Source organism: Corynebacterium nuruki S6-4 (genome assembly GCF_007970465.1).
In the GTDB taxonomy this organism is placed as follows: Bacteria; Actinomycetota; Actinomycetes; order Mycobacteriales; family Mycobacteriaceae; genus Corynebacterium; species Corynebacterium nuruki.
The window spans coordinates 2058685-2082955 of sequence record NZ_CP042429.1; the positions used below are offsets into that span (position 1 = coordinate 2058685).

Genomic DNA, 24271 nt, shown 5'->3' on the forward strand with positions numbered 1-24271 from the left:
GCGGCCTCCGGCCGCACCGTGGAGACAGCTACCCCAGCGGGGTGACGCGGAGCCGGGCGGCGTTGAGGATGACGCTCACCGACGACAGTGCCATCGCGGCGGCGGCGAGCATCGGGGAGAGCAGGACGCCGGCGAAGGGGTAGAGCACACCGGCGGCGACCGGGATACCGATCGCGTTGTAGATGAACGCGAACACGAGGTTCTGCCGGATGTTGCGCATCGTGGCGTGCGACAGGCTCCGCGCCCGCGCGATGCCGCCCAGGTCACCGGACAGCAGGGTGATCCCGGCGCTCTGCATGGCGACGTCGGTGCCGGTGCCCATGGCCAGGCCCACGCGGGCGGCGGCCAGCGCCGGGGCGTCGTTCACCCCGTCGCCGGCCATGGCGACGGTGCGGCCCTGTGCCGTGAGGTCATTGACGACGGCGGACTTGTCGTCGGGCTGGACGTCGGCGTGCACCTCGTCGATCCCGAGCTGCGCCGCGACGGCCTCGGCGGTGGTGCGGTTGTCGCCGGTGAGCATCACCACGCGCACGCCCCGGTCGTGCAGGGCGGCCAGTGCCGCCGGGGTGGTCTCCTTGACGGGGTCGGCGATGGCGATGACGGCCTCGACGGTGCCGTCGACGGCGAGGAAGACGGCCGTCGCGCCGCCGGTCCGCAGCTCGTCGGCGCGGGCCTGGAGGTCTGCGGCGTTGGTGCCGGCCGTGCCGGCACTGACGTAGCCGAGGTTGCCGACCCGGACGGTCCGGCCGTCGACGGTGCCGCCGACCCCGCCGCCGGCGTCGGAGGTGAAGTCGGTGACCGTGGGGATCCCTGTCGCGTCGGACACCGAGTCCTGCGCGGCCGTGACGATCGCGGCGCCCAGCGGGTGCTCGGAGGAGCTCTCCACCGCGGCGGCGCAGCGCAGCGCCCCGTCCCGGTCCAGGGAGCCGGTGAGGACGATGTCGGTGACGGCCGGGCTGCCCTCGGTGAGGGTGCCGGTCTTGTCGACGACGACGGTGTCCACCTTCTCCATCGCCTCGAGGGCCTCGGCGTCCCGGATGAGGACGCCGTCGCGGGCGCCGCGGCCGACGCCGACCATGATCGACATCGGGGTGGCCAGACCCAGCGCGCACGGGCAGGCGATGATGAGGACTGACACCCCGGCGATCAGGGCGTGGGTCAGGCGCGGGTCCGGGCCGACGGACAACCACACGACGACGGCGACCAGGGCGATGCCGATGACCGTCGGGACGAAGACCGCGGCGACCTTGTCCACGACCGACTGGATGGGGGCGCGGGAGCGCTGCGCCTCAGCGACCATGTCGACGATCCGGGAGAGCATCGAGTCCGCGCCGAGTTTCCCGGCGCGGACCAGCAGGGTGCCGGAGCCGGCGACGGTGCCGCCGACGACCTCGTCGCCCCCGGTCCGGGTGACCGGCAGGGATTCGCCGGTGACCATGGACTCGTCGACGGCACAGCGGCCGGAGACGACAGTGCCGTCCACCGGGATCTTCTCGCCGGGGCGGACCCGCACCAGGTCACCGACCTGCAGGTCGTCGAGCTGGACCTCGTGCTCGGTGCCGTCGGCGTCCACCCGTCGGGCGGTGGCCGGGGCGAGGTCCATCAGTGCCCGGATGGCGCCGGAAGTCGAGGCGCGGGCCCGCAGTTCCAGCACCTGACCCAGGGCGACGAGGGCGACGATCACCGCGGACGCCTCGAAGTACACCTCGGGCCGGCCGTGGGTGTACACGGTCTCCGGGAAGATGCCCGGGAACAGCAGGGCCACCACGGAATAGAGGTAGGCCGCCCCGGTGCCCATCGAGACGAGGGTGAACATGTTCAGGGAGCGGTTGCGCAGTGACTGCCAGCCGCGGCGGAAGAACGGGGCGGCGGCCCAGAGGACGACCGGGGTGGCGAGGACGAACTGGATCCACTGGGACGCCGCCACCGGAATGAGGTGTTCCCAGGCGGGCACCATCGGGAAGACCATGGACAGGACCATGACCGGGACGGCGAGGGCCACGGCGATCCAGAACCGTCGGGTCATGTCCTTCAGGGCCGGGTCGGGGCCGGTGTCGGCGGTGGTCGTCACCGGTTCGAGCGACATGCCGCACTTCGGGCAGGTGCCGGGGCCGATCTGACGGATCTCCGGGTGCATCGGGCAGGTGTACTCGACGTCGGTGGGGGAACTGGTGTGAGCGGCGGTGGCCGGGCTGGCGGGATGGGCGTGCGGTTGGTCGGCGTGGTCGGCGTGGTCGGCGTGGTGGTCGTGCGCAGCGTGGCCGGAGGCGTCCCCGGTCGTGGTGGCCCCGGACTCCGGCACCAGGTCCATGCCGCATTTCGGGCAGGTGCCCGGGCCGACCTGGTGCACCTCCGGGTGCATCGGGCAGACGTACACGCCGGTCGCCGTCGAGCTGTCCGTCACGTACTTCTCCGGGTCCGCGGTGAACTGCCGGTGGCAGTGCTCGGAGCAGAAGTAGTAGGTGCGGCCACCGTATTCCTCGGTCGCGGCGGCGTCCTCGGGGTGGATCGTCATGCCGCAGACCGGATCGGTGACGGTCGGGGTGTCGCTGCTGGTCATTGGTCCTCCTTCGCCCCACCACGATATACCCCTCCGGGGTATGTTGCGAGGGTGTGTCGCGGGCCCGGCGCCGTACCGTCAGACGTCGTCCACGGTACGTCCGTCGGCGCCGTGACGCTTTTACCGCTGATCCCTGACACGGCGGTTGTGTGCGCGCGCTTTCATCCGGTTTCCGCAGGTGGCCATGGAGCACCACTTCGCGGTACCCGGTCGGCTGTGGTCGATGAGGAAGAGGTTGCACTCGGTGTTGGCGCAGGGGCGCAGGCGTCCGGGCAGGTCGTGCAGTACCTGTGACCAGGCCAGGACCGTGCGGGCGGCGAGCCGTCCGTCGGCCGGGGCCTCGAGCTCCCAGTGGATGCCCTCGTGCGTGAACCCGGGCACCAGGGCGACGTCCCCGACGGCCGCGGCGAGCCGTTCAGCGGCGGCATCGTTCCCGCGGGCGATGTCCTGGACCGCGTCGCGCGTCCGGCGCAGCTGTGCGAGCTCCGCCGCGGACCCGGTCCCGCCGAACCGTTCCGCCAGCTCGCGACCCGCCGCGCCGTCGAGCTGCTCGGTGACGACGCCGTCGACCACCGGCGCACTGTTCAGTACCGCCAACAGCAGGTCCTCGTCCCTGACCATCGACTGCTCCTTCTTTTTCTCCGGTGTGCACTTCTCCCGGGCCCCGGGGCAGGACCCTCGCGCTTTCCGGTTCCCCATGTTAGCGTACGGATAACCAGTTAACTCGATGTAAGGGGTTACTCATGCCTGCCGTCCACCACCGCACCGTCACCCTCGACGGACTGGACGTCTTCTACCGGGAGGCCGGCCCGCAGGACGCACCCGTGATCCTGCTGCTCCACGGCTTCCCCACCAGCTCCCACATGTTCCGCCACTGGAAGGTGTCAAGTTTTGAGGACAATCAAGACGCATGAATCGTGTTGTGGAGGTCAGGCCGCCAGGTCAGCGGACTGTGACTGTTCAGGCTCAGGCGACCACCGGGCTTTGAACTCACCCATCACCACCGCCGGGATGCGGTAGCCGATCGCCGAATGCCGACGTCGGCGGTTGTAGTCCACCTCAATGTACTCGGCGACAGCGACCCTGGCCCGGGCCCTGGTGGTAAACGACTGCTGGTGGAACATCTCCTTTTTCAACGAGGCGAAGAAGGACTCGGCGACCGCATTGTCCCAGCACACCCCGGTCCGTCCGACAGACAACCGGACATCCAACAACCGGGCGGTGGTCGCGAACTCCTCAGAGGTGTACTGGGATCCTCGGTCGGAGTGGAAGATCGCGTTACCGGCGACGTAACCGGCCGTGTGCGCCATGACCAGGGCCTGGCTGATCAGTGGGGTGCGCATATGGGATGCGGTGGCCCAGCCGACGACCATCCTCGTGGTCAGGTCAATGACCGTGGCCAGGTACAGCCAGCCCTCCCCGGTCTTCAGATACGTGATGTCGCCGACAAGGGTGGACGTGGCAAGAGGCGGGGCGAACCGGCGACGGACACGGTCGGGCCGGGCGTCGGCATCATCGGCGGGGATGGTGGTCCGCTTGGTGGCCCTGGGCTGAACACCGGCGATACCGAGGGTGTTCATGATCTTCCGGATTAACCACAGCGACACCTGCTCGCCGTCGTGTTCAACCAGGTCGGCCTGGATCCGTCGGGCACCGTGACGCCCCTTGGACCTGTCCCAGTGCAACCAGATCCGGTCGGCGAGCCAGGCCCTGCGTGCTGCCCGTGATCCGGGGACGGGATCGTCGCCGAAGGCTGCCCGGTGGGCCTTGAACGTGTAGTAGCCGGTGCGGGACACGCCGAGCAGGCGTGCCATGAGGGTGACGGTGAACAGGCCTTCTTCGCGGAACATGAGCCGGTACTTGTCGGTCACCGGGTGTCCCGGGCGAAGAAGGCCGCCGCTTTTTTCAGAAAGGCGTTCTCCGCTTCCAGTTCGGCGACCCGTCGGGCGAGTTGGTCGGGGTCGGTGCTGGTCGGGTCGGCGGGTTTGTTGTGGCTGCCGCGGCCGGTACCGACTGTGTCGGTGGCTGCGGCGACCCAGCGGCCGAGGGTCGAGGGTGAGACCTGGAGGTCTTCGGCGACCTGGGCGCGGGACTTGCCGAGCTCGGTGACCATGGCCACGGCGTCGGCTTTGAACTCTGCGGTGTAGTGGGGTCTCGGTCCCCGGTGTGGTCGGGGGTTGGGTGTAGACATGTGCGGGATCCTTTCGGGTGGGTCTCACTGTCTACTCAAAGCATGACACTCCACACCTCATCCCGGCGCTCGCCGACCGGTACCACGTGATCGCACCCGACCACATCGGCTACGGCCGCTCCGCCGCACCGTCGGCGGATGAGTTCGGGTACACCTTCGACAACCTCGCCGCGGTGACACGGTCACTGCTGTCGCACCTCGGTATCGACCGCTACACGATGTACGTGCAGGACTACGGTGCGCCGGTCGGCTGGCGCCTCGCACTCGCCGACCCGCACGCTGTCCGGGGTGTGATCAGCCAGAACGGCAACGCCTACGAGGAAGGGTTCGTGCCCGACTTCTGGGATCCGGTCTGGGCCTACGCCGCGGATCCCGACGCCGGGAATGAGGCGGCCATGCGTGCCGCACTGGGCCGGGACGCCGTGCAGTGGCAGTACCTCCACGGAGTTCCGGATCCCGGGCTGGTCGACCCGGACGCCTGGGAGCATGATCTCGCGCTGCTCGGGCGTCCGGGTGTGGACCGGGCGCAGCTCGCACTCTTCGCCGACTATCCGACCAACCGCGCGCTCTACCCCGCCGTGCACTCCTGGCTCCGTGAGAGTGGCGTCCCGGTGCTGGCCGTCTGGGGTCGCAACGACCGCATCTTCGGTCCGGACGGGGCACGTGCCTTCCGGCAGGATGCGCCGGATGCCCGCATCGAACTGCTGGACGGCGGCCACTTCCTCCTGGAATCCCACCTCGACGAGGTCACCGGGATCATCCGGGACTGGCTGGACACCGTAAGAATCCGCCGGTACCCGGGTACAACCACGGGGCCGTCGGGTGGCAGCGCGCGGAGAACGCACTGACCGCCGTGGCCGTCGTCCTCGTCATGATCGCCCGGGGGCAGCCGTGGTGGGTACTGCCCGCCGCCTTCCTCGCCTTCGACATCTCCGCCCTGGGATATCTGGTCAACTGGCGGGTCGGGGCGCTGTGCTACAACCTGGTGCACAACTACGCTGCGCCCGCTGTGTTACTGGCCGGGTGGGCGGCACTGCAGCTCAGCCAGGTGCCTGCTGACTGGCCGGCGATGCTGGCGGCCTGCTGGGGCTTCCACGTCGCCGTCGACCGGGCCCTGGGGTTCGGCCTGAAGATCAGCCCGTTCGACCACACCCACCTGGGGATCATCGGGGCGTCCCGGGGTCCGGAGGCGGACTGGTCGGCGCGGGACGCCCCTCCACCGCATCGTCGGTGAGCCCCGGATCGGTGAGCGCCGGCAGGGACAACGCTGCCACGGCGGCGATCGCCGCCACGTCCGGGCGTCCGACAGAGGACCGGTCCACCGGCTACCGACGCTTCGTGACCAGGCCCACGATCCACAGCAGGATGACCGCGCCGAGCAGACACGTCAGGAAGCTGAAGATCCATCCGCCGCCGGCGACGTCCACACCGAACAGGGTGAGCAGCCAGCCGCCCAGGAATCCACCGAGGACGCCGACGACGATGTTGAGCAGCAGTCCCATCTGGTTGTCGCGTTTCATGATCTTCGAGCCGATCCACCCGGCTAGACCACCGATCACGATCCATCCGATGAAGCCGAGTGCAGGTGCGGAGCCTGCGGCGAGGATCAGGGTATCGGAATCCATTGTCTTCTCTTCTCCCGTAACGTCAGAAATGTGTGCAGGTCAGCACGGTGCGGCGGACCACTCCTGACGCTACGGGGAGCCCCGTACCCTCCACCACACCCCTGAGGGTGGCCTGCCGTGGGTGCGGGAGTTACCCCGCGCCGTGCTCGATCCCCCACCGGACCGCCTGGGCGCGGCGCTCCACACCCATTTTCCGGTAGGCGGACCGGATGTACGACTTCAGCGTGTTGATCGAGATGTAGGACATGCGGGCGATCTCCTCATTGGTGAACCCCCGGGTGATCAGGGCGATCACCTCGGCCTCACGGGCGGTGAGCCCGGCGTCCTGCCCGGGCCACGCACCGACGGCGGGTGCGGCGGACGCGGCGGCATCCCTGGCGCTCAGCGGCAGGCCGTTCCTGCCGGAGACCAGGACGTCACCCCGCCCGACCGCCTCGAGACACTCCACCAGTTCGCGGGCGCCCACCGACTTGTCGAGATAACCGTGGCACCCCTTGCGCAGCGAGGCGGCCACCAGCTCCTCCTGCATGTTCCAGGTGTAGACCACGACCCTGCCGGAGGTCGGGTCGTCGATCACCCCGTCGATCTCCTCACCGTCGGCCTGCGTCAGCCCGAACGTGTCGTACAGCGTGACATCGACGGGTGCCCCACCGTTCTCCCCGACCTTCGTCGAGACAATGTCGATCCGGTCCGAGTAGGGGGCGAGCATGGCTTCAAGTCCGGCGACGACGACCTCGAAGTCGTTGCGCAGTCGGACACGCAGGGGCACAGACGGTGTAGCTGACACCCGGGTCACTCTATAGGTTCCCCGGTCGGTGGTGCGGGCCCGCCGGCCGCGTCCCCACCGGTACCTGCGGCCCCGTCCCTGCCTGCGCTCCCACTGCGGCTCCTCCGACACAGCTTTTGCACCGACATTCCCCCACTTTCGTGGCACTTGAGTTTCGCGGTTTCTCCGGTAAAACGAACATGAACCCCGTGCGGCGCGCCTTCACTACCACCCCCACCACTAACAGGAAACATCAGCGGGGAAAACCAACTCCGATCAAAAAGTGGCTCCCTGCCGATTCATGTCCACCCGACGCAACACGACAGCAGCAACGCGATTTTTGGGAAAAGCGTTGCGTAGCACTGGTCACCGTGTCCGCAACGGTGAGCAACCCAGTGGTCCTCGGGTCATCTGCACCGACAAAACACCCACCTACGCTGCAGCGATCCAGGAACTGATCGACGAGCATAAGCTGTCGAGGACAGTAGTTCACCGGCAGGTGAAACACCTTGGGCAATGTGATCGAGGGGGTGGAAGGTGTCAAGTTTTGAGGACAATCAAGACGCATGAATCGTGTTGTGGAGGTCAGGCCGCCAGGTCAGCGGACTGTGACTGTTCAGGCTCAGGCGACCACCGGGCTTTGAACTCACCCATCACCACCGCCGGGATGCGGTAGCCGATCGCCGAATGCCGACGTCGGCGGTTGTAGTCCACCTCAATGTACTCGGCGACAGCGACCCTGGCCCGGGCCCTGGTGGTAAACGACTGCTGGTGGAACATCTCCTTTTTCAACGAGGCGAAGAAGGACTCGGCGACCGCATTGTCCCAGCACACCCCGGTCCGTCCGACAGACAACCGGACATCCAACAACCGGGCGGTGGTCGCGAACTCCTCAGAGGTGTACTGGGATCCTCGGTCGGAGTGGAAGATCGCGTTACCGGCGACGTAACCGGCCGTGTGCGCCATGACCAGGGCCTGGCTGATCAGTGGGGTGCGCATATGGGATGCGGTGGCCCAGCCGACGACCATCCTCGTGGTCAGGTCAATGACCGTGGCCAGGTACAGCCAGCCCTCCCCGGTCTTCAGATACGTGATGTCGCCGACAAGGGTGGACGTGGCAAGAGGCGGGGCGAACCGGCGACGGACACGGTCGGGCCGGGCGTCGGCATCATCGGCGGGGATGGTGGTCCGCTTGGTGGCCCTGGGCTGAACACCGGCGATACCGAGGGTGTTCATGATCTTCCGGATTAACCACAGCGACACCTGCTCGCCGTCGTGTTCAACCAGGTCGGCCTGGATCCGTCGGGCACCGTGACGCCCCTTGGACCTGTCCCAGTGCAACCAGATCCGGTCGGCGAGCCAGGCCCTGCGTGCTGCCCGTGATCCGGGGACGGGATCGTCGCCGAAGGCTGCCCGGTGGGCCTTGAACGTGTAGTAGCCGGTGCGGGACACGCCGAGCAGGCGTGCCATGAGGGTGACGGTGAACAGGCCTTCTTCGCGGAACATGAGCCGGTACTTGTCGGTCACCGGGTGTCCCGGGCGAAGAAGGCCGCCGCTTTTTTCAGAAAGGCGTTCTCCGCTTCCAGTTCGGCGACCCGTCGGGCGAGTTGGTCGGGGTCGGTGCTGGTCGGGTCGGCGGGTTTGTTGTGGCTGCCGCGGCCGGTACCGACTGTGTCGGTGGCTGCGGCGACCCAGCGGCCGAGGGTCGAGGGTGAGACCTGGAGGTCTTCGGCGACCTGGGCGCGGGACTTGCCGAGCTCGGTGACCATGGCCACGGCGTCGGCTTTGAACTCTGCGGTGTAGTGGGGTCTCGGTCCCCGGTGTGGTCGGGGGTTGGGTGTAGACATGTGCGGGATCCTTTCGGGTGGGTCTCACTGTCTACTCAAAGCATGACACTCCAGGGATCACGGCCGGCTCAAGCGGATCCTGGGTCCCAAAGGTGGCGGGTTCAAGAATCCGGTGTCGGCGTACAGGACACTGCAGGGTATGGAGGCGGTGCACGCGCTACGCAAAGGCCAGGGCAGGGTGTTCGCCTTCGGGTGTCTGAACCCGGATGCGGTGATCGTCGCCAAGGCCTTCACAGGCGCCTGAGAGATCAGGGCTACAGGGTTGTGGACCGCCTTGTCGATCAGCGTCCGGGCACCGCCCGCTCCACTTTGCAACAGCACCTCCCGCATGCCAGCGTGTCGCGCTACACCTGTGACAACGCCGGATGCGCGACGTCGATCTACCGGGCAGGTCTGCCCCGGGTCGCTGATCTCCGACAATCCGTCACCCGTCGGGTGACCCGTTGGATTCTCCTAGCGCGTGGCCATCGACAACACGGGGGACTGCTGCACGGTTAGGTGACATCTGCCCTGCAGAGCAGATGTCACCTAACCGTGCAGCAGTCCCCTCAGCTCCTCCCGCCCCCCCTAGGGCGTGTCTCCTAATGCTTTGAGCCAGGCGACGATCGCAGCCAGGACGGCAGCCCCGCGGTAGATCACCGCCAGCTTGTCGTACCGGGTCGCCAGTCCCCGCCACTGTTTGAGCAGGTTGAACGACCTCTCCACCACATTGCGGCCCTTGTACGCCTCCCAGTCCATCTTGGGTGGACGACCGCCGGCAGATCCTTTGCGTTTGCGGGCGTTGACGTGGTCGACCTTCTCCGGGATCACCGCGACGATCCCCCGGTCCCGCAGGTACTCCCGATTCGCCCGACTCGGGTACGCCCGGTCCGCCATCACCGCATCCGGGGTGGTCCGGGGCCTGCCCGACCGTCCTGCCGGCTGTGGCACCCGGATATCGTCAATGACCACCTGCAACATACTGCCGTCGTTACGCTGACCTCCGGTGACCACCACCGACAGTGGACGGCCCTTCCCGTCGACGGCGTGATGGATCTTCGTGCTCAACCCTCCCCGCGAACGCCCAACCCCATGGCCTGCAGGTTCGCACTCATCAAGGTCAGAACAGGCCTGATTCCTGTAATTCGACTGGGCCCCCCGTGTGCTGCTCGGGGCGGGTCGTGTTCGTCGCGTGCTGGTGAGCACGGTTGATCGTCGCGTCGACCGAGACGATCCAGCTGATCAGGCCGGCGGCGTCAGCGTCGGCCAGCAGTGACTGCAGGATCCGGTCCCAGGTCCCGTCGACGGTGTAACGGCGGTGACGTTTCCACACCGTCTGCCAGGGTCCGAAGTGTTCGGGCAGGTCACGCCAGGGAATCCCGGTGCGGTACCGGTAGATCACCCCTTCGAGGATCTGGCGGGAGTCCCGGAACGGGCGACCCCTCCTGCCGTCACTGGAGGGTAGGAGGGGTTCGATGCGGGCCCACTGGGCATCGGTGAGTTGCTGGTAGCGGTCGGTGGCGGCCATGAGCCCAGTATGGCGGGACACGGCCACTATTTAAAGAGACACGCCCTAGGAGCACGCCTTCGGGTCACCATGGAGGACTTCCCTGCATCACACTCGACAAGTAGGTATATTCAAAGTTGAGCGCGTTCGATTTCTATTCTAGATAGTTATTGCTAGGTAGGTGACTGGGTTGCAGAGCCGAGGTGATGTCCCGAGCCGGCGCGAACGCAAGCAAGCCGCCACGCGGGCGTCAATCTTCGAGGCGGCGTGTGCCCTGTTTCAGGACCGCCCCTTCGATGACGTGACCGTCCAGCAGATCGCCGAAAGGGCTGACCTGGGGGTGGGTACGCTGTTCTACCACGCCCCGAACAAGGTCGAGATGTTCCTCATGGTGTACAACGTGACACTGGAGCAGGCCATCACGGAAGGAGAGGCCGCTGAGTCGGTTATGCCCCAGGCTGCCAATCTCTCCGACCGGATCATGTCCCTGGTCCTTCCCATCGCACGGCTGACGGAAAGCCCGCAGGTGGTCAACCTGGTGCGCTACCACCGGGAGCTGTTGTTCGGTGATTCCGATGGCCCGCACCGCCGGGAAGGCATTGAACTGGTCCGCCGGCTGGAGCAGCATCTAGCCGCCGTCCTCTGCGCGGCGCTCGGGGGCAACGAACACAGCCACCTCGCGCGGCTCACAGCGAGGACCATTTTCGCTGCGCTGCACTTCGACATCGCCCTCTCTGGCACCGATCTCAATTCGGAGACGGGTTTCGTCAGCAACGGCGAGCCCCGCCTCAAGACGCAGATCGACACGGTCGTGCGCGGCTTCGCGGCGCAGGTCAGTTCGGGCCGAAGCGGGGACGCCACCCCCTCCACCGTCGCCACCTGCGACTCAACCACCACTCCCACTACTACAGATACGGCACTTCTCAAAGAAAGGTCTTGACCATGTACTACTCCAACGGTAACTATGAGGCGTTCGCACGCCCACGCAAGCCCGAAGACGCAGACTCGAAGTCTGCATGGATCGTGGGAGCCGGCCTCGCTGGGCTGGCGGCCGCGGTGTTCCTGATCCGCGACGCACAGGTGCCCGGTAAGCAGATCCACCTTTTCGAGGAGATGCCGCTCTCCGGAGGTTCCCTCGATGGAATCGACAACCCGGCGATCGGGTTCGTCACCCGTGGCGGCCGCGAGATGGAGAACCACTTCGAGTGCCTGTGGGACATGTACCGCTCGATCCCGTCCCTTGAGATCGAGGGCGCTTCCTATCTTGACGAGTACTACTGGCTGGATAAGGACGACCCGAACTCCTCGAACTGCCGCCTCATCCACGACCGAGGCAACCGCGTCACCAGAGACGGAGACTTCACGCTCACCGACGGAGCTCAGGAGGAGATCGTTCGCCTCTGCGTGTTGGCCGAGAGCGAGATCCACGGCAAGACCATCGAGGACTTCTTCTCGGAGGACTTCTTCGATAGCAACTTCTGGGTGTACTGGTCCACGATGTTCGCCTTTGAGCGGTGGCACTCGCTGGCCGAGATGCGCCGATACCTGCTGCGCTTCGTGCACCACATCAAGGGTCTCCCCGATTTCACAGCCCTGAAGTTCAACCGGTACAACCAGTACGAATCGATGGTCAAGCCGCTCCTGGCCTACCTGCAAGACCACGGTGTCGACATCCGGTATGGCACCACGGTGCGCGACATCCGGGTGAGCGAGACCGGCGACACCAAGGTCGCCACGCAGCTGCTACTTACAGTCGCCGGAGAGGACCAGGAGATCGACCTCACCAAGGACGATCTGGTGTTCGTGACCAACGGGTCGATCACCGAATCCAGCACCTACGGTGACCACCACACCCCGGCCCCGCCGACCACCGAGCCCGGTGGCAGTTGGACGCTGTGGAAGAACCTCGCTGCCCAGTCCCCGGACTTCGGACGCCCCGAGGCGTTCTGCGAGAATCTCCCGGAACGCAGCTGGTTCATCTCCGCTACAGCCACGATCGAGAACATGGGCGTCGACCCGTACATCGAGCGCCTCACCAAGAGGGATCTGCACGATCGCAAGGTCAACACCGGTGGCATCATCACGGTGACCGACTCCAACTGGCTGCTGAGCTTCGCCATCCACCGTCAGCCCCACTTCAAGGAGCAGAAGGACAACCAGACCACGGTCTGGATTTATGGTCTATACTCCGACACCGAGGGCGACTACGTCCACAAGAAGATCACGGAGTGCACGGGCGAGGAGATAACCCAGGAATGGCTTTACCACCTGGGTGTTCCTGAGGCGCTGATCCCCGAGCTTGCGAAGCAGGAGTCGATCAACACCAATCCGGTGTACATGCCGTTCATCACCTCCTACTTCATGCCTCGTCGCCCGGGTGATCGTCCCGATGTCATCCCGCAGGGTTCCCAGAACCTCGCATTCATCGGCAACTTCGCCGAGTCCCCGACCCGCGACACTGTGTTCACCACCGAGTACTCGGTGCGCACGGCCATGGAGGCGGTCTACACGCTGCTGAACGTCGACCGTGGCGTGCCCGAGGTGTTCGCCTCGGCCTACGACATCCGCACCCTCCTCAGCGCCGCGTACTACCTGCGCGACCGGAAGAGCCTGCTGGAGGAGCCTCTTCCCACAAAGTTGCCCGTGCCCGAGTTCCTCAAGTCGCGCGCGCTCAAGAAGCTCCAAGGCACCTGGATCGAAGAGATGTTGAAGGACGCCCACCTCCTCTGAGCCTGGGCATCACCGGCCAGAACCGTCAGTCGGATGGTACGCGGTGGTCGTCTGGATCCCACGGGATTCGGACGACCACCGCGTGTCTTGGCATTGCTTCAGCTCGCTCAGCACCAGGAGGGTAGAACGATGAACGTCGCGATCGATCTGACATTGCCCTTCACTGGAATCTGTCTGGTCCACAACAGCCCCGCCGAGCGCGTCCCGAGCCACGGCACGGAGAGGAAAGCGCCCATCGCGTGAACCGGGGGCTCCGTCAGTGGCATATGCGTTGACGCAAGGGCGTCGCGTCGTCAGTGGCATATGCGTTGACGCAAGGGCGTCGCGTCGCCCGCGGTTGACGGGCTCGCCGAACAACCCGATCCTCAGGGAAGTAGTCGTCTAACAGGGTTTTAAGCCCCAGTCGTCTCCCCGGAACAGGCTTCCGCCCACATCCTGGCCACCAACATCGGAGTCACGCTGCATCAGATCATCCAGGGGTACCCTGATCCTGACCTTTCTGCGGCGGTGCGCAACGGGGCGATCGACGCGATTACCGGCACTGGAGGGCGCGATGGCATTGACGGCTCCGGTGCTATCTCGGCGGTCACCGAGCTCGCTGCGTCCAACCCGGATGTTCTGGGCCCTACCGAGACACACCTCCTGCAGGAATGGCTGCGGAAACTGAAGAGCTCAAAGCACTGACGTCACCATCCAGTTAGCGACAATGATGTGAATTTGTTCGCTACATGGCGTGGATTCTTGAACGCTGTGTGGCGCCTCGGAGTGCCTCCTCGTGAGACACGGCTCCGGTACGACGGTCAGCAGTCACGACGGAGCGTGCGTCAGGCAGGATCATGTGTTCGGTGTCGAGCTGCTCGTCCTCACGGACAGAGCACGGCTGCGGCTACATAATCGCGGCGACTGCCAACACCACGGTGGCCAGCAGGGGGAGCGCCCCCTGCTTCAGGGCTGCGCCGCGTTTGTCTCGAGACGTCAGCCAGAGCACCGCGGCGGCGCCTGACATGCTCACGGTGCCGGCCAGGACCAGTGCCAGTCCGGCTCCGTCGGAGGCACCTGCCGTGAGAAGCACCACGCCGAAGATGACCTCGATGGCCAGGAACAAATTGTAGAATCCCTGGTTGAATGCCATTTCTCTGGTGTTGTCAGCTTCCTTGGCTGTGAGGCCGAAGACTGCACGGGTCCGTTCACTCGTCCAGGCCATGGATTCGAGGTAGAAGATGAGCACGTGAAGTAGAGCGGCTGTGATTGCCAGGATCGAACCTGTGATGAGCATTGCTGTTCGGCCTCTGTTTTCTTTGCCTGTGGTCTGGGTTTGGTGTCGACCGGTCAGAACCGGAGTAGGACCTTGCCGGTACGCCCGGAGGACTTGCTGGCGAGCATCGCTTCGCTGAAGTCGGAGACATCGAAGACGCCGGCGACCGGAAGGGTGACATTACCGTCCGAGATCCGTGAGATCAGTTCGGCGAAGAGTCCGGACTTCTTCTCGGGCTCCATTTCCTGGCTGATCTTGCTGCCCCAGAATCCCCGGACGGTGATGTCTTTGAAGATCACCGGGCCGGAGGGGACTGTCATCGTCGGGCCACCCATCGCGCCGAAGCACACGAGGGTGGCGCCCTCTCCGAGTACGGAGACGAGATCGGCGGTCGCCTGGCCACCGACTGAGTCCAGTCCGGTCGCTACCCGCGCACCGCCGGTGATCTCCTGCAGCTTCTCTCGCCAGGCAGGATCCTCGGTGGAGAGCACGTCAGTGATACCTTCCGCCGCGAGGTCGGCGACCGCTGCGTCACGGCGGACCAGGCCGATGACGTGGATGCCACGTGCCTTGGCGAGCTGGGCAAGGATTCTGCCGACGGCGCCGTTGGCGGAGTTCTGGATCAGCCGGTCACCCTCGTTCAGGTCTAGGAAGTCCAGCAGGCTGATGGCGCTGAAGGGCATCGATACCAGCTGTGATGCACTGTCGTCGGTCAACTGGTCGGGAACCGGGATCGCCCCTGCGGCATCGATCAGCGCGTATTCTGACCAGGTTCCGAAGGAGGTTGCGCTGACCACCCGCTGCCCGGGCACGAAGCCGGAGACTCCAGGGCCGAGGGCGTCAATGGTGCCAAGAACCTCCGTGCCGGCGTGCGCGGGGAGATCGGGAACGAAGCCGTAGGTTCCCCGGATCGTCCAGATATCGTGGTTGTGGATGGGTGACAGGTTCACCCGGATCCTGACTTGCCCCTCCGAGGGCTCGGGCATGTTTTCCTCGGTGAGGTGTAGGACATCCTCGGGTTCTCCGAAGCTGTCGTGAATGAGGCTGCGCATTGGTGTCTCCTTCGTGTGTGGTTGGGGGATACTGGTCCGGTAGGTGGCCGCGGGAGTGGTCAGTCGTCGACGACGGAGACTGTCACCTGAATGTTCCCGCGGGTGGCGTTGGAGTAGGGGCAGACCTGGTGGGCGGCATCGGCGAGGGCCTGAGCCTCATCGGTCGGCATGTCGGGAATCGTGACTTCGAGGTGCACGCTGAGCTCGAATCCGCCGTTGCCGTTGGAACCGATGCCGACCCGGGTGCCCACCGAGCTGTCGGCCACGGAGACCTTCTTTGTTCGGGCGACCGTCTGGAGAGCGGAATGGAAACAGGCCGCGTAACCGGCAGCGAAGAGGAGCTCGGGGTTGGCGCCGTCGCCGCTGCCTCCCATTTCGGTGGGGATGGCGAGATCCAGGTCCAGGCGTCCGTCGGATGTTGCGACGTGTCCGTTGCGGCCGGCGCCTGTGGCCAGTGCCTCTGCCGTGTAGAGCGGGGTCATGTCAGTCCTTTCGGGTGGGGGTGTGTGATGTGGGGGCGGGGTCTTGATGGCCGAGTTGCCGCAGGCTCCGGATGAGCCCGCTGGCGGTGGCGTCATCGGTGACTCCCATCGCGGCTGCGACGTCCCGGGGGATCCGGGACAGCGGTTCCCGCAGCTGCTCACCGGCTTCTGTGAGTCTGACGTTGACCACCCGCTCGTCTTCCGGGGTGCGGTGCCGGCTGACGTAGCCGGCCTGCTCCAGGCGCTTCAGCAGCGGGGAGAGGGTGCCGGAATCCAGCTGCATCTCCTCCCCGAGTTCGCGGATGGTCCGGGGTCCCTGGTTCCAGAGGACGTAGAGCACCAGGTACTGGGGGTACGTGAGGTTCCAGGGCTCGAGCAACTCCCGGTACGTGCGTGTGGTCTTACGGCTTGCGGAGTAGAGGGCGAAGCATAGCATGCGGTCGGTGGCTCCCATGTCGACAACTATTGCACACATTTCAATTGTGCACAACCTTTATTGTGGCAGCAGGGCCCTCGCAGTGCCATCCCCAACTTTGCAACAGCACCACGGCGTGGATTCTTGGCCGCTGCGCGCCATCATCGCCAACCGGTTGGGGTCAAGTCCGGGGAAGTGGTGTATCTCCCTTCCGCTGAAACAAAAGCGCGTGACACCAGGTCAAGGACCATCACGGGCCTGATAACGGGCTCCGCTCATGCTGCCTCCTGCACCCGGTCGTCGCCGTCGACGTCGATGACGTTGGCGCCTATCACCGTCCGGGTATGCTCCAGACTCGTCAGCGACATGTACCGCTTCTGCTGGATCCAGTCATCATGCTGCTCTGCGAGCACTGCCCCGACCAGACGGACCACCGCATCGCGGTTAGGGAAGATCCCCACGACATCGGTACGCCGGCGGATCTCCCGGTTCAGCCGCTCGGTGGGGTTGTTGGACCAGACCTTGGTCCACACCGCCTTCGGCGTGTTGGTGAACGCCAACAGCTCGTCGAGAGCTTCCTCGAGGTAGTCGGCGACATGCGGGAACTTGCTCTGACAGAAGCTGACGACCTCACGGGCCTGGTCCCACACCGCGGCAGCATCAGGCTGCTGGAAGATCGTCTGGAACATCGCCGACAACGTCGGCCACTGGGTCTTGGACACCATGGACGACAGGTTCTTGGCGAAATGCGTCCGGCAGCGCTGCCACGACGCGTTCGGCAGGACCTCACCGATCGCGTGCTGGATACCCAGGTGCGCATCACTGGTGACCAGGAACACCTGGTCCAGTCCGCGGGCCTTCAGGTCGCGGAAGAAGCCGGTCCAGGAGGCCACGGACTCTGCCGTGGCGACCTGCATGCCCAATAACTCCCGGTAACCTTCCGCGTTGACCCCGGTCGCCAGCAGCACCGACGTCTTCACGACCCGACCGCCTTCGCGGACTTTCATCGTCAGCGCATCGCAGGACACGTACAGGTACGGCCCAGTGTCGAGTGGGCGGTGGCGGAAATCCTCAACCATGGAGTCAAGGTCCCTGGCCATTTCGGACACCTGGGACTTCGACAGGTTGGTGATCCCCAGGCTGGCGACCAGGTCGTTCATTCTTCGGGTGGAGACACCCTTGAGGTAGCAGGTCGCGATGACGGTGCTCAAAGCTCGCTCGGCCCGGCTTCGTCGTTCCAGCAGCCAGTCGGGGAAGAACGACCCGGAGCGGAGCTTGGGAACGGCGACGTCGACGGTGCCGACACGGGTGTCGAGGTCGCGGTGACGGTAACCGTTGCGGGTGTTGGTGCGGGACTCGCTGGTGGTGGCGTAGTCCGCGCCGCAGACCTGATCGGCCTGGGTGGACAGGATCTGGTTGATGAAGCTCTGCAGCATCTGGCGCATCAGGTCCGGGGAGGCCTGGGTGAGCAGTTCGTCGAGGTAGGTTGACGGGTCGATATGATGAGGGCTGGTGACCATCGTGGAGTCCCTTTCGAGGATATGTAGGAGTTGAGTCGAAAGGTACCTGCGGTGGTCGCCGTCGTCGTGGACGGGCGGTCACCGGCAGTTACAGATACACCACGCTAGAGGACGTAACCCCGGTTGGTGACGTCAGGGCTTTGAGCTCTTCAGTTTCCGCAGCCATTCCTGCAGGAGGTGTGTCTCGGTAGGGCCCAGGACCGCCGGATTGGAAGCAGCGAGCTCGGGGACCGCCGAGATCGTGCCGGAGCCGGCAACGCCGTCCGGCCCGCAGGTCTGGTCATAGAAGCACTCGACGAACTTTAAGGTAGCCGCTTTGAAACTGCCGCTCCGCGGTGTGCTCATCGTCCATCGCGTTGCAGGGAATGCCGTTGGTCATCAATCAAGCCCCGGGCATGTCATCATGAGGCCATGAACAGCGCGCATATGCTTCTGATCGGAGGGCGATCCGGTGTAGGAAAATCTACCGTCGCCTTCGCCCTCCATGACCTACTGTCAGCACGCGGCGTCCATCACGCCGTCATCGAGGGCGATGTGCTCGATCTCGCGTACCCGGTACCGTGGGAGCAGTAGATCGCAGAGCGAAACCTCAGGGCCATGTGGAACAACTACGCCGCCGACGGGTATCGCCGACTGATCTACACCAACACAGTCAGTGTTCTGGAAGTAGACAAGCTAGCTCGGGCACTGGGGGAAGATGCCGAAGTAACCATCCGTGTTGCTACAAGCATCAGACAAGACAACGGAAGAGAGGCTAGGGCTGGAAGGTGTCAAGTTTTGAGGACAATCAAGACGCATGAATCGTGTTGTGGAGGTCAGGCCGCCAGGTCAGCGGACTGTGACTGTTCAGGCTCAGGCGACCACCGGGCTTTGAACTCACCCATCACCACCGCCGGGATGCGGTAGCCGATCGCCGAATGCCGACGTCGGCGGTTGTAGTCCACCTCAATGTACTCGGCGACAGCGACCCTGGCCCGGGCCCTGGTGGTAAACGACTGCTGGTGGAACATCTCCTTTTTCAACGAGGCGAAGAAGGACTCGGCGACCGCATTGTCCCAGCACACCCCGGTCCGTCCGACAGACAACCGGACATCCAACAACCGGGCGGTGGTCGCGAACTCCTCAGAGGTGTACTGGGATCCTCGGTCGGAGTGGAAGATCGCGTTACCGGCGACGTAACCGGCCGTGTGCGCCATGACCAGGGCCTGGCTGATCAGTGGGGTGCGCATATGGGATGCGGTGGCCCAGCCGACGACCATCCTCGTGGTCAGGTCAATGACCGTGGCCAGGTACAGCCAGCCCTCCCCGGTCTTCAGATACGTGATGTCGCCGACAAGGGTGGACGTGGCAAGAGGCGGGGCGAACCGGCGACGGACACGGTCGGGCCGGGCGTCGGCATCATCGGCGGGGATGGTGGTCCGCTTGGTGGCCCTGGGCTGAACACCGGCGATACCGAGGGTGTTCATGATCTTCCGGATTAACCACAGCGACACCTGCTCGCCGTCGTGTTCAACCAGGTCGGCCTGGATCCGTCGGGCACCGTGACGCCCCTTGGACCTGTCCCAGTGCAACCAGATCCGGTCGGCGAGCCAGGCCCTGCGTGCTGCCCGTGATCCGGGGACGGGATCGTCGCCGAAGGCTGCCCGGTGGGCCTTGAACGTGTAGTAGCCGGTGCGGGACACGCCGAGCAGGCGTGCCATGAGGGTGACGGTGAACAGGCCTTCTTCGCGGAACATGAGCCGGTACTTGTCGGTCACCGGGTGTCCCGGGCGAAGAAGGCCGCCGCTTTTTTCAGAAAGGCGTTCTCCGCTTCCAGTTCGGCGACCCGTCGGGCGAGTTGGTCGGGGTCGGTGCTGGTCGGGTCGGCGGGTTTGTTGTGGCTGCCGCGGCCGGTACCGACTGTGTCGGTGGCTGCGGCGACCCAGCGGCCGAGGGTCGAGGGTGAGACCTGGAGGTCTTCGGCGACCTGGGCGCGGGACTTGCCGAGCTCGGTGACCATGGCCACGGCGTCGGCTTTGAACTCTGCGGTGTAGTGGGGTCTCGGTCCCCGGTGTGGTCGGGGGTTGGGTGTAGACATGTGCGGGATCCTTTCGGGTGGGTCTCACTGTCTACTCAAAGCATGACACTCCAGGATTCACCGTCGCAGAGCTTTCCCCCGCCTGCTTCGACTACAACGAAGAGTTCGGCGTCACCACCCTGACCGAAAATGCCACCGGTGAGACACTGATCAACTCCGTGTGCGCCAACCTGAACTTCCACCGCACCCCGGCTCACCCCGTGTTCCACGGGGTCCGTGGCCGCATGCGCTTGATTGTCGTGGACGACACCCTGATCAACACCCGGGTCGACGAACTCATCGCCGAACTGGATGACGGTGAACTGCTCACCATTGCCGCGACCGAGGCCCCCGACGAGATCCGTGGCTACCTGCGCCGGGCCCGACGAGGATGCACACTGGTCCGGATTCCCGGCGACATTTTCCACCCCACCACCGAGCCCACCCAGGAGGCCTGACCGATGAACCAGCCACTGTCCCTCGTCCGCGACGACACCCTGATCGATGCCGTCGCCTCGAAGTTCGACCTGCGTACCCCTAACCGTGAGGCCCTCGACGCCACCGTCACCCGTATCTCCGGCGGGGACTTCGATCCGCAGAACCCTCTGGTACTCAACCTGGCTACCGGTGTGGGCAAGACCTACATCATGGGCGCTCTCATCGAGTACCTCCGCGAATGCGGTCACACCAACATCATGGTCGTCACCCCGGGACTGGTGATCCAGAACAAGACGATCGCGAACTTCACCCGCGACAGTCGCAAGTACATCGGCGGATTCGACGTTCCCCCGCAGATCATCACCCCGGACAACATGCGGGCCTGGGGCAGGACCACGAACGGCCAGCAAGGCGCTTTCGACAGTTTCATCGGGTCGGACGTGTTCATCTTCAACGTCCAGAACCTCCTGGCCCCGAAGAAAGCTGACCAGGCCACCCTCGGCACCACGATGGAGGCCCGCAGGGCAAAGATCCGCCGGTTCGACGAGAACAGCGGGAACCTTTACGCCCACCTGCAGTCCCTCGACGACCTAGTGATCATCGCCGATGAATCCCACCTCTACGGCAGTGACGCGAAGGCCTTCAATGCCGCGCTCAAGGAACTGGATCCGGCAGCGACCATCGGTCTGACCGCCTCGGCTGAGCCCGGTGACGACATCGTCTACCGGTACCCGCTGTTCCGGGCGATCACCGACAGGTACATCAAGCGTCCGGTCATTGTCTGCCGCAGCAAGGACTACGACAAGTACCCTGACTCCGAGGAACGTCAGCTCCGTGACGGTCTTGCGGTCCTCCGGGGTAAGGCTGCGGCCTACCGTCGGTACGCCCTCGACCACCCCGAGGTCACACCTGTCCGCCCGGTGATGCTGGTGACCTGTTCGGACATTGACCACGCCACACAGATCACGTCTCTGTTGGCCGGGGTCGGATACGTCGGTGACTGTGGGAAGGTACTGCAGGTCGACTCACGGCACAACGATGAGCAGACCAGGTTCCAGCTCGAGAACATCGACGCCACCGACTCCACCGTTGAGGCAGTGGTGGCCGTCGGTAAGTTGCGGGAGGGCTGGGACGCCCGCAACGTCGCGGTGATTGTCTCGCTGCGGGTCTCCGCCTCCGAAGTACTGACCCAGCAGACTATGGGCCGCGGCCTGCGGCTGCCGTTCAAGACATACACCGACGTCGACACCATCAACCAGCTCGACATCATCTCGCACAAGTCCTACCGCGCCTACCTAGCCAGCGAGGACGCGCTCAAAGTCTTCGGTATCGAGAAGGCCACCGACAGTTCCAACCCGTTCGTCGGTCCGGTGATACCTGAATGGACGTCTCCGGAGGATGGTCGGGGCGCGGATGACTCTGCCTGGGACACAAACGGCGACGCCACCTCCGCCGGCACCACCGATGGCGTTGCTACCGGCGTTCACACGGGCACTACCCCTGGTGAATCCGGAGTCTCTGATACGTCCGGGGATGATCCGTTGCCTCCGACGCCTGACGAAGATGCGATGTCACCTGTCGGCTTCGTGGAGCTCGGTGAAAACGAAGAAATACCGACACCACCCCCAGTCCCGGATCCGGTGAAGGTCACGGTCAACAGCAAATTCGCCGGCGAGTACTTCGCATTCCCTGCCTCCACCATGGAGACGAAGGTCGCGCCCTTCGACCTCGCGGAGATCACCGATGACCAGGTCCGGGCTGCAGCCAAGAACGTGTCGACCGAGGGTGTTGTCCTCAACCGCGAACTTGTGGAAACCGACGGGAAGAAAATCACCCTGCGGGACACCACCATAACCACTGGCGGGGTCGATGAGGTGCCCGACGACCAGGTGGTCAAGACACTGACAAAGGTGGCACTGGGCACGAATACGTTCGCCCAGACGAACTCGAACATGGCGATCCTGGGACGCCGGATCATTACTCCGTTCATCAGTGCCGTCGGCCTGTCCCCGTGGACGGAGAAGGCACTGGAGAGTGGTCGCAAGGAGCTGCAGACACTGCTCCGCACGGCGAAGAAGGCGTTCAATGCGAACAACACCGTCGCTGATCCGGAGATCAAGGTGCAAGTCCTACCGATCGAATCAGAGTTCACCCTGCCTGTCGATGAGCAGATCCTGCCAGTGGAGAAGCCCCAGCAGTTGAGGGGCAGGTTCGCCACGGATCGGTACTACGGCCCGTGGAAGGAGAGCGGACTGTTCACCGCCGCGATGTTCGACTCTCTCAACGCGGAGTACCGGCTGGCATACATGTTGAACAAGTCGGACCAGATCCGGTGGTGGAAGCGGCTGTACTTCACCGACAACGCCCGGTTCGCCTGGTCCGGCGGTTCCCGGTTCTACTACCCGGACTTCGTCGTGTGCGACAACGCTGGCAACTACTGGATCATCGAGGCCAAGTCCGACAGCGACGTGAACGATGCTGAGGTCCTGGCAAAGCGGGAGGCCGCCGACAAGGTGATGCGCAAGCTCACTGGCGATGAACGGTTCCCGGATCAGTGGGGCTACCTGTTCGCCTCGGAGAAAGACATTGCCGCAGTCGAGACCTGGGAGGGCTTAATCAAACGGGCCAACCCTGTCACCTCATAATCTTACTAATGAAATTTTGAGCATCGTCTACTTTCCGTTCCCGATACGAGGAGATCAATGGCAGACCCACAAGCAAAATCATTGGCCCCAGACGGAGCCGACCTGTTCATCTCCTACGCATGGACGTCCGCACAGCACCAGCAGTGGGTACGTCTCCTCGCTGCCCACCTGAAGATGCTCGGCTACCACGTCCTGGTCGATGCTGATCTCGACTACGGGGACTCGCTCACGGGCTTTATGCGTAGGATCCGTCACGCCCCCGCCACGTCCTCATGATCGTCGATGACAACTACACGGACAGGGCGGACAACGTCCCGGGTTCTGGGGTCGCCATCGAAAACCGGTGGATTGCCGAGGTGCTTTCCGACAAACCCGCAACATGGCTGACTGTGCTGTTCAAGGACAATCCTCGACACCGGCTCCCAGCATGGTTGGCTGGAACCAAGCCGAAAGGTCTGTCTTTCAACGCCCACCCTGACGTCGGAGACTTCCCCGGTTCCGAACAACTCCAGGAGCTCTGGCGGTGGCTTGAGGACCTGCCGGCCAACGATGATCACGCAACAACCATCGCGACTCTCCGAGAACGATCCGCCCGGCTGGAACGACATGCCTTGCAGTCCTCCACCGCACTCTGGCGCGACCCCTCCTTGAACGGAAGAACGCATTTTGAGTACAACAAGGCCCCACACAGCGAATTTACCTTCGGCTTCGGCGAACAGGAGTTCACACTGCATGTCAGTGAGTGCGACAGCGACTCGATCTACCTCTACAAAGATCCAATCAAGGCCGTCGGAGTCCTACGCCCTGAGTCAGCTCCCGAGGACGACCTGGAAGCGCACCTGTCCCCCGGCCGAACTGTCGAACCCCGCAAAGGTGAGACTGCCGTACTCATGAACAAGTACGGTGCGCTCTGTCTCGTTGACATCCTCTCTGTACAACGAAGCTCCTCAATGCCCTACGCTCCACCCTCGATCGACTTTCAGTGGCACGTCGTTACCGGAACATAAGCCACTGGCACTGGACATGACTTGCAGGAAGCACTCCCGCGACGCGCCCCAGGGATCCTGTAACGGCGGATGAACCGGGACACAGACAAGCTCGATGCCTCCTCGACAGACCGACCAGGACATCTACCGCCAGTGTCACCGGGATCGGAAAAGCCAGCCGACGCGGACAAAAGCATTAGCCCGGATAGTACATCTC

Annotated in this window: 21 protein-coding genes and 4 pseudogenes; 12 read left to right on the forward strand and 13 right to left on the reverse strand. The window is 64.6% G+C overall.

Annotation, left to right across the window (positions count from 1 at the left end):
- Positions 1-28: 28 nt before the first annotated feature.
- Positions 29-2560 (reverse strand): heavy metal translocating P-type ATPase, encoded by a 2532-nt coding sequence (locus FSW06_RS09180; RefSeq protein ID WP_010121551.1) that lies wholly within the window; start codon positions 2558-2560, stop codon positions 29-31.
- A 120-nt stretch (positions 2561-2680) separates the two neighbouring features.
- Positions 2681-3181, reverse strand: coding sequence for a CGNR zinc finger domain-containing protein (locus FSW06_RS09185; protein ID WP_010121553.1), 501 nt, complete (start codon positions 3179-3181; stop codon positions 2681-2683).
- Positions 3182-3303: 122 nt separating this feature from the next.
- On the opposite strand from FSW06_RS09185, the pseudogene FSW06_RS09190 reads away from it, so the two are divergent.
- Positions 3304-3432 (forward strand): annotated as a pseudogene (locus tag FSW06_RS09190) (alpha/beta fold hydrolase); the annotation flags it as partial.
- A 57-nt stretch (positions 3433-3489) separates the two neighbouring features.
- On the opposite strand, the gene FSW06_RS09195 reads toward FSW06_RS09190, so the two are convergent.
- Positions 3490-4751 (reverse strand): IS3 family transposase gene (locus FSW06_RS09195; RefSeq protein ID WP_202945441.1). Its coding sequence is split into 2 segments (ribosomal slippage): positions 3490-4457 and positions 4457-4751, totalling 1263 coding nucleotides; the frame shifts between segments, so codons are not numbered across the junction.
- A gap of 17 nt (positions 4752-4768) precedes the next feature.
- Between FSW06_RS09195 and FSW06_RS09200 the strand changes: the two genes are divergently transcribed.
- Both FSW06_RS09200 and FSW06_RS09205 read left to right on the forward strand, forming a co-directional pair.
- Positions 4769-5599: an alpha/beta fold hydrolase gene (locus FSW06_RS09200; protein ID WP_146881333.1), complete on the forward strand. Its 831-nt coding sequence runs from the start codon at positions 4769-4771 to the stop codon at positions 5597-5599.
- 5 nt (positions 5600-5604) lie between these two features.
- The gene (locus FSW06_RS09205) at positions 5605-5985 is read left to right on the forward strand and encodes a DUF4260 family protein (RefSeq protein ID WP_010121562.1); all 381 of its coding nucleotides are present in this window, start codon (positions 5605-5607) and stop codon (positions 5983-5985) included.
- Between the two features lie 91 nt (positions 5986-6076).
- Here the strand turns inward: FSW06_RS09205 and FSW06_RS09210 are convergent, their stop codons facing one another.
- Together FSW06_RS09210 and FSW06_RS09215 are read right to left on the reverse strand one after the other, a co-directional pair.
- A complete protein-coding gene (locus tag FSW06_RS09210; protein WP_010121564.1) occupies positions 6077-6376 on the reverse strand; it encodes a GlsB/YeaQ/YmgE family stress response membrane protein in 300 nt (99 codons plus the stop codon).
- Between the two features lie 130 nt (positions 6377-6506).
- Positions 6507-7163 carry a response regulator transcription factor gene (locus tag FSW06_RS09215; protein ID WP_139024546.1) on the reverse strand — a complete coding sequence of 219 codons (657 nt, stop codon included), beginning with the start codon at positions 7161-7163 and terminating at the stop codon, positions 6507-6509.
- A 277-nt stretch (positions 7164-7440) separates the two neighbouring features.
- Between FSW06_RS09215 and FSW06_RS15060 the strand changes: the two are divergent.
- Positions 7441-7671: pseudogene (locus FSW06_RS15060) on the forward strand (DDE-type integrase/transposase/recombinase); the annotation flags it as partial.
- A 56-nt stretch (positions 7672-7727) separates the two neighbouring features.
- Here the strand turns inward: FSW06_RS15060 and FSW06_RS09225 are convergent.
- A protein-coding gene (locus FSW06_RS09225) for an IS3 family transposase (RefSeq protein WP_202945441.1) occupies positions 7728-8989 on the reverse strand; the annotation gives its coding sequence in 2 pieces (ribosomal slippage) (positions 7728-8695 and positions 8695-8989; 1263 coding nt in all).
- A 55-nt stretch (positions 8990-9044) separates the two neighbouring features.
- Between FSW06_RS09225 and FSW06_RS09230 the strand changes: the two are divergent.
- Positions 9045-9233 (forward strand): annotated as a pseudogene (locus FSW06_RS09230) (IS6 family transposase); the annotation flags it as partial.
- A 323-nt stretch (positions 9234-9556) separates the two neighbouring features.
- Here the strand turns inward: FSW06_RS09230 and FSW06_RS09235 are convergent.
- Positions 9557-10496: pseudogene (locus FSW06_RS09235) on the reverse strand (IS5 family transposase).
- Positions 10497-10656: 160 nt separating this feature from the next.
- Between FSW06_RS09235 and FSW06_RS09240 the strand changes: the two are divergent.
- A complete protein-coding gene (locus tag FSW06_RS09240; protein WP_083827089.1) occupies positions 10657-11415 on the forward strand; it encodes a TetR/AcrR family transcriptional regulator in 759 nt (252 codons plus the stop codon).
- Between the two features lie 2 nt (positions 11416-11417).
- Positions 11418-13205, forward strand: a complete 1788-nt coding sequence (locus FSW06_RS09245) for an oleate hydratase (RefSeq protein ID WP_010121570.1) — start codon at positions 11418-11420, stop codon at positions 13203-13205.
- Between the two features lie 886 nt (positions 13206-14091).
- On the opposite strand, the gene FSW06_RS09250 is transcribed toward FSW06_RS09245, so the two are convergent.
- From FSW06_RS09250 to FSW06_RS09270, 5 genes are all read right to left on the reverse strand, one after another.
- Positions 14092-14481 (reverse strand): DUF1304 domain-containing protein, encoded by a 390-nt coding sequence (locus FSW06_RS09250; RefSeq protein WP_010121571.1) that lies wholly within the window; start codon positions 14479-14481, stop codon positions 14092-14094.
- Positions 14482-14534: 53 nt separating this feature from the next.
- Complete coding sequence (locus FSW06_RS09255; protein ID WP_244946808.1) at positions 14535-15410, reverse strand: zinc-binding dehydrogenase; 876 nt, start codon at positions 15408-15410, stop codon at positions 14535-14537.
- 161 nt (positions 15411-15571) lie between these two features.
- The gene (locus FSW06_RS09260) at positions 15572-15994 is read right to left on the reverse strand and encodes an organic hydroperoxide resistance protein (RefSeq protein WP_010121574.1); all 423 of its coding nucleotides are present in this window, start codon (positions 15992-15994) and stop codon (positions 15572-15574) included.
- A gap of 1 nt (position 15995) precedes the next feature.
- Positions 15996-16448, reverse strand: coding sequence for a MarR family winged helix-turn-helix transcriptional regulator (locus FSW06_RS09265; RefSeq protein WP_010121577.1), 453 nt, complete (start codon positions 16446-16448; stop codon positions 15996-15998).
- Between the two features lie 236 nt (positions 16449-16684).
- Positions 16685-17929, reverse strand: a complete 1245-nt coding sequence (locus tag FSW06_RS09270; protein ID WP_010122907.1) for an IS256 family transposase — start codon at positions 17927-17929, stop codon at positions 16685-16687.
- 426 nt (positions 17930-18355) lie between these two features.
- Between FSW06_RS09270 and FSW06_RS15065 the strand changes: the two genes are divergently transcribed.
- A complete protein-coding gene (locus tag FSW06_RS15065; protein ID WP_420838764.1) occupies positions 18356-18502 on the forward strand; it encodes an adenylyl-sulfate kinase in 147 nt (48 codons plus the stop codon).
- 242 nt (positions 18503-18744) lie between these two features.
- On the opposite strand, the gene FSW06_RS09280 is transcribed toward FSW06_RS15065, so the two are convergent.
- Positions 18745-20006, reverse strand: a protein-coding gene (locus FSW06_RS09280; RefSeq protein ID WP_202945441.1) for an IS3 family transposase whose coding sequence is annotated in 2 segments (ribosomal slippage) — positions 18745-19712 and positions 19712-20006 — 1263 coding nt in all. Because the reading frame shifts where the segments join, the coding sequence is not laid out codon by codon here.
- Between the two features lie 17 nt (positions 20007-20023).
- On the opposite strand from FSW06_RS09280, the gene FSW06_RS09285 reads away from it, so the two are divergent.
- From FSW06_RS09285 to FSW06_RS09300, 4 genes are all read left to right on the forward strand, one after another.
- The gene (locus tag FSW06_RS09285) at positions 20024-20443 is read left to right on the forward strand and encodes a hypothetical protein (RefSeq protein WP_146881336.1); all 420 of its coding nucleotides are present in this window, start codon (positions 20024-20026) and stop codon (positions 20441-20443) included.
- Positions 20444-20446: 3 nt separating this feature from the next.
- The gene (locus FSW06_RS09290; RefSeq protein WP_010121580.1) at positions 20447-23068 is read left to right on the forward strand and encodes a DEAD/DEAH box helicase; all 2622 of its coding nucleotides are present in this window, start codon (positions 20447-20449) and stop codon (positions 23066-23068) included.
- Between the two features lie 81 nt (positions 23069-23149).
- The gene (locus FSW06_RS09295; protein WP_029449897.1) at positions 23150-23344 is read left to right on the forward strand and encodes a toll/interleukin-1 receptor domain-containing protein; all 195 of its coding nucleotides are present in this window, start codon (positions 23150-23152) and stop codon (positions 23342-23344) included.
- Positions 23341-24075, forward strand: coding sequence for a hypothetical protein (locus tag FSW06_RS09300; protein WP_139024547.1), 735 nt, complete (start codon positions 23341-23343; stop codon positions 24073-24075). Before FSW06_RS09295 ends, FSW06_RS09300 begins: the two co-directional genes overlap by 4 nt.
- Positions 24076-24271 lie beyond the last annotated feature (196 nt).

Coding starts and splice junctions, on each gene's coding strand:
- FSW06_RS09180 (WP_010121551.1), bottom strand. CDS start 2,560: ATGACCAGCAGCGACACCCCGACCGTCACCGATCCGGTCTGCGGCATG.
- FSW06_RS09185 (WP_010121553.1), bottom strand. CDS start 3,181: ATGGTCAGGGACGAGGACCTGCTGTTGGCGGTACTGAACAGTGCGCCG.
- FSW06_RS09210 (WP_010121564.1), bottom strand. CDS start 6,376: ATGGATTCCGATACCCTGATCCTCGCCGCAGGCTCCGCACCTGCACTC.
- FSW06_RS09245 (WP_010121570.1), top strand. CDS start 11,418: ATGTACTACTCCAACGGTAACTATGAGGCGTTCGCACGCCCACGCAAG.
- FSW06_RS09250 (WP_010121571.1), bottom strand. CDS start 14,481: ATGCTCATCACAGGTTCGATCCTGGCAATCACAGCCGCTCTACTTCAC.
- FSW06_RS09260 (WP_010121574.1), bottom strand. CDS start 15,994: ATGACCCCGCTCTACACGGCAGAGGCACTGGCCACAGGCGCCGGCCGC.
- FSW06_RS09265 (WP_010121577.1), bottom strand. CDS start 16,448: ATGGGAGCCACCGACCGCATGCTATGCTTCGCCCTCTACTCCGCAAGC.
- FSW06_RS09270 (WP_010122907.1), bottom strand. CDS start 17,929: ATGGTCACCAGCCCTCATCATATCGACCCGTCAACCTACCTCGACGAA.
- FSW06_RS15065 (WP_420838764.1), top strand. CDS start 18,356: ATGCTTCTGATCGGAGGGCGATCCGGTGTAGGAAAATCTACCGTCGCC.
- FSW06_RS09290 (WP_010121580.1), top strand. CDS start 20,447: ATGAACCAGCCACTGTCCCTCGTCCGCGACGACACCCTGATCGATGCC.
- FSW06_RS09300 (WP_139024547.1), top strand. CDS start 23,341: ATGATCGTCGATGACAACTACACGGACAGGGCGGACAACGTCCCGGGT.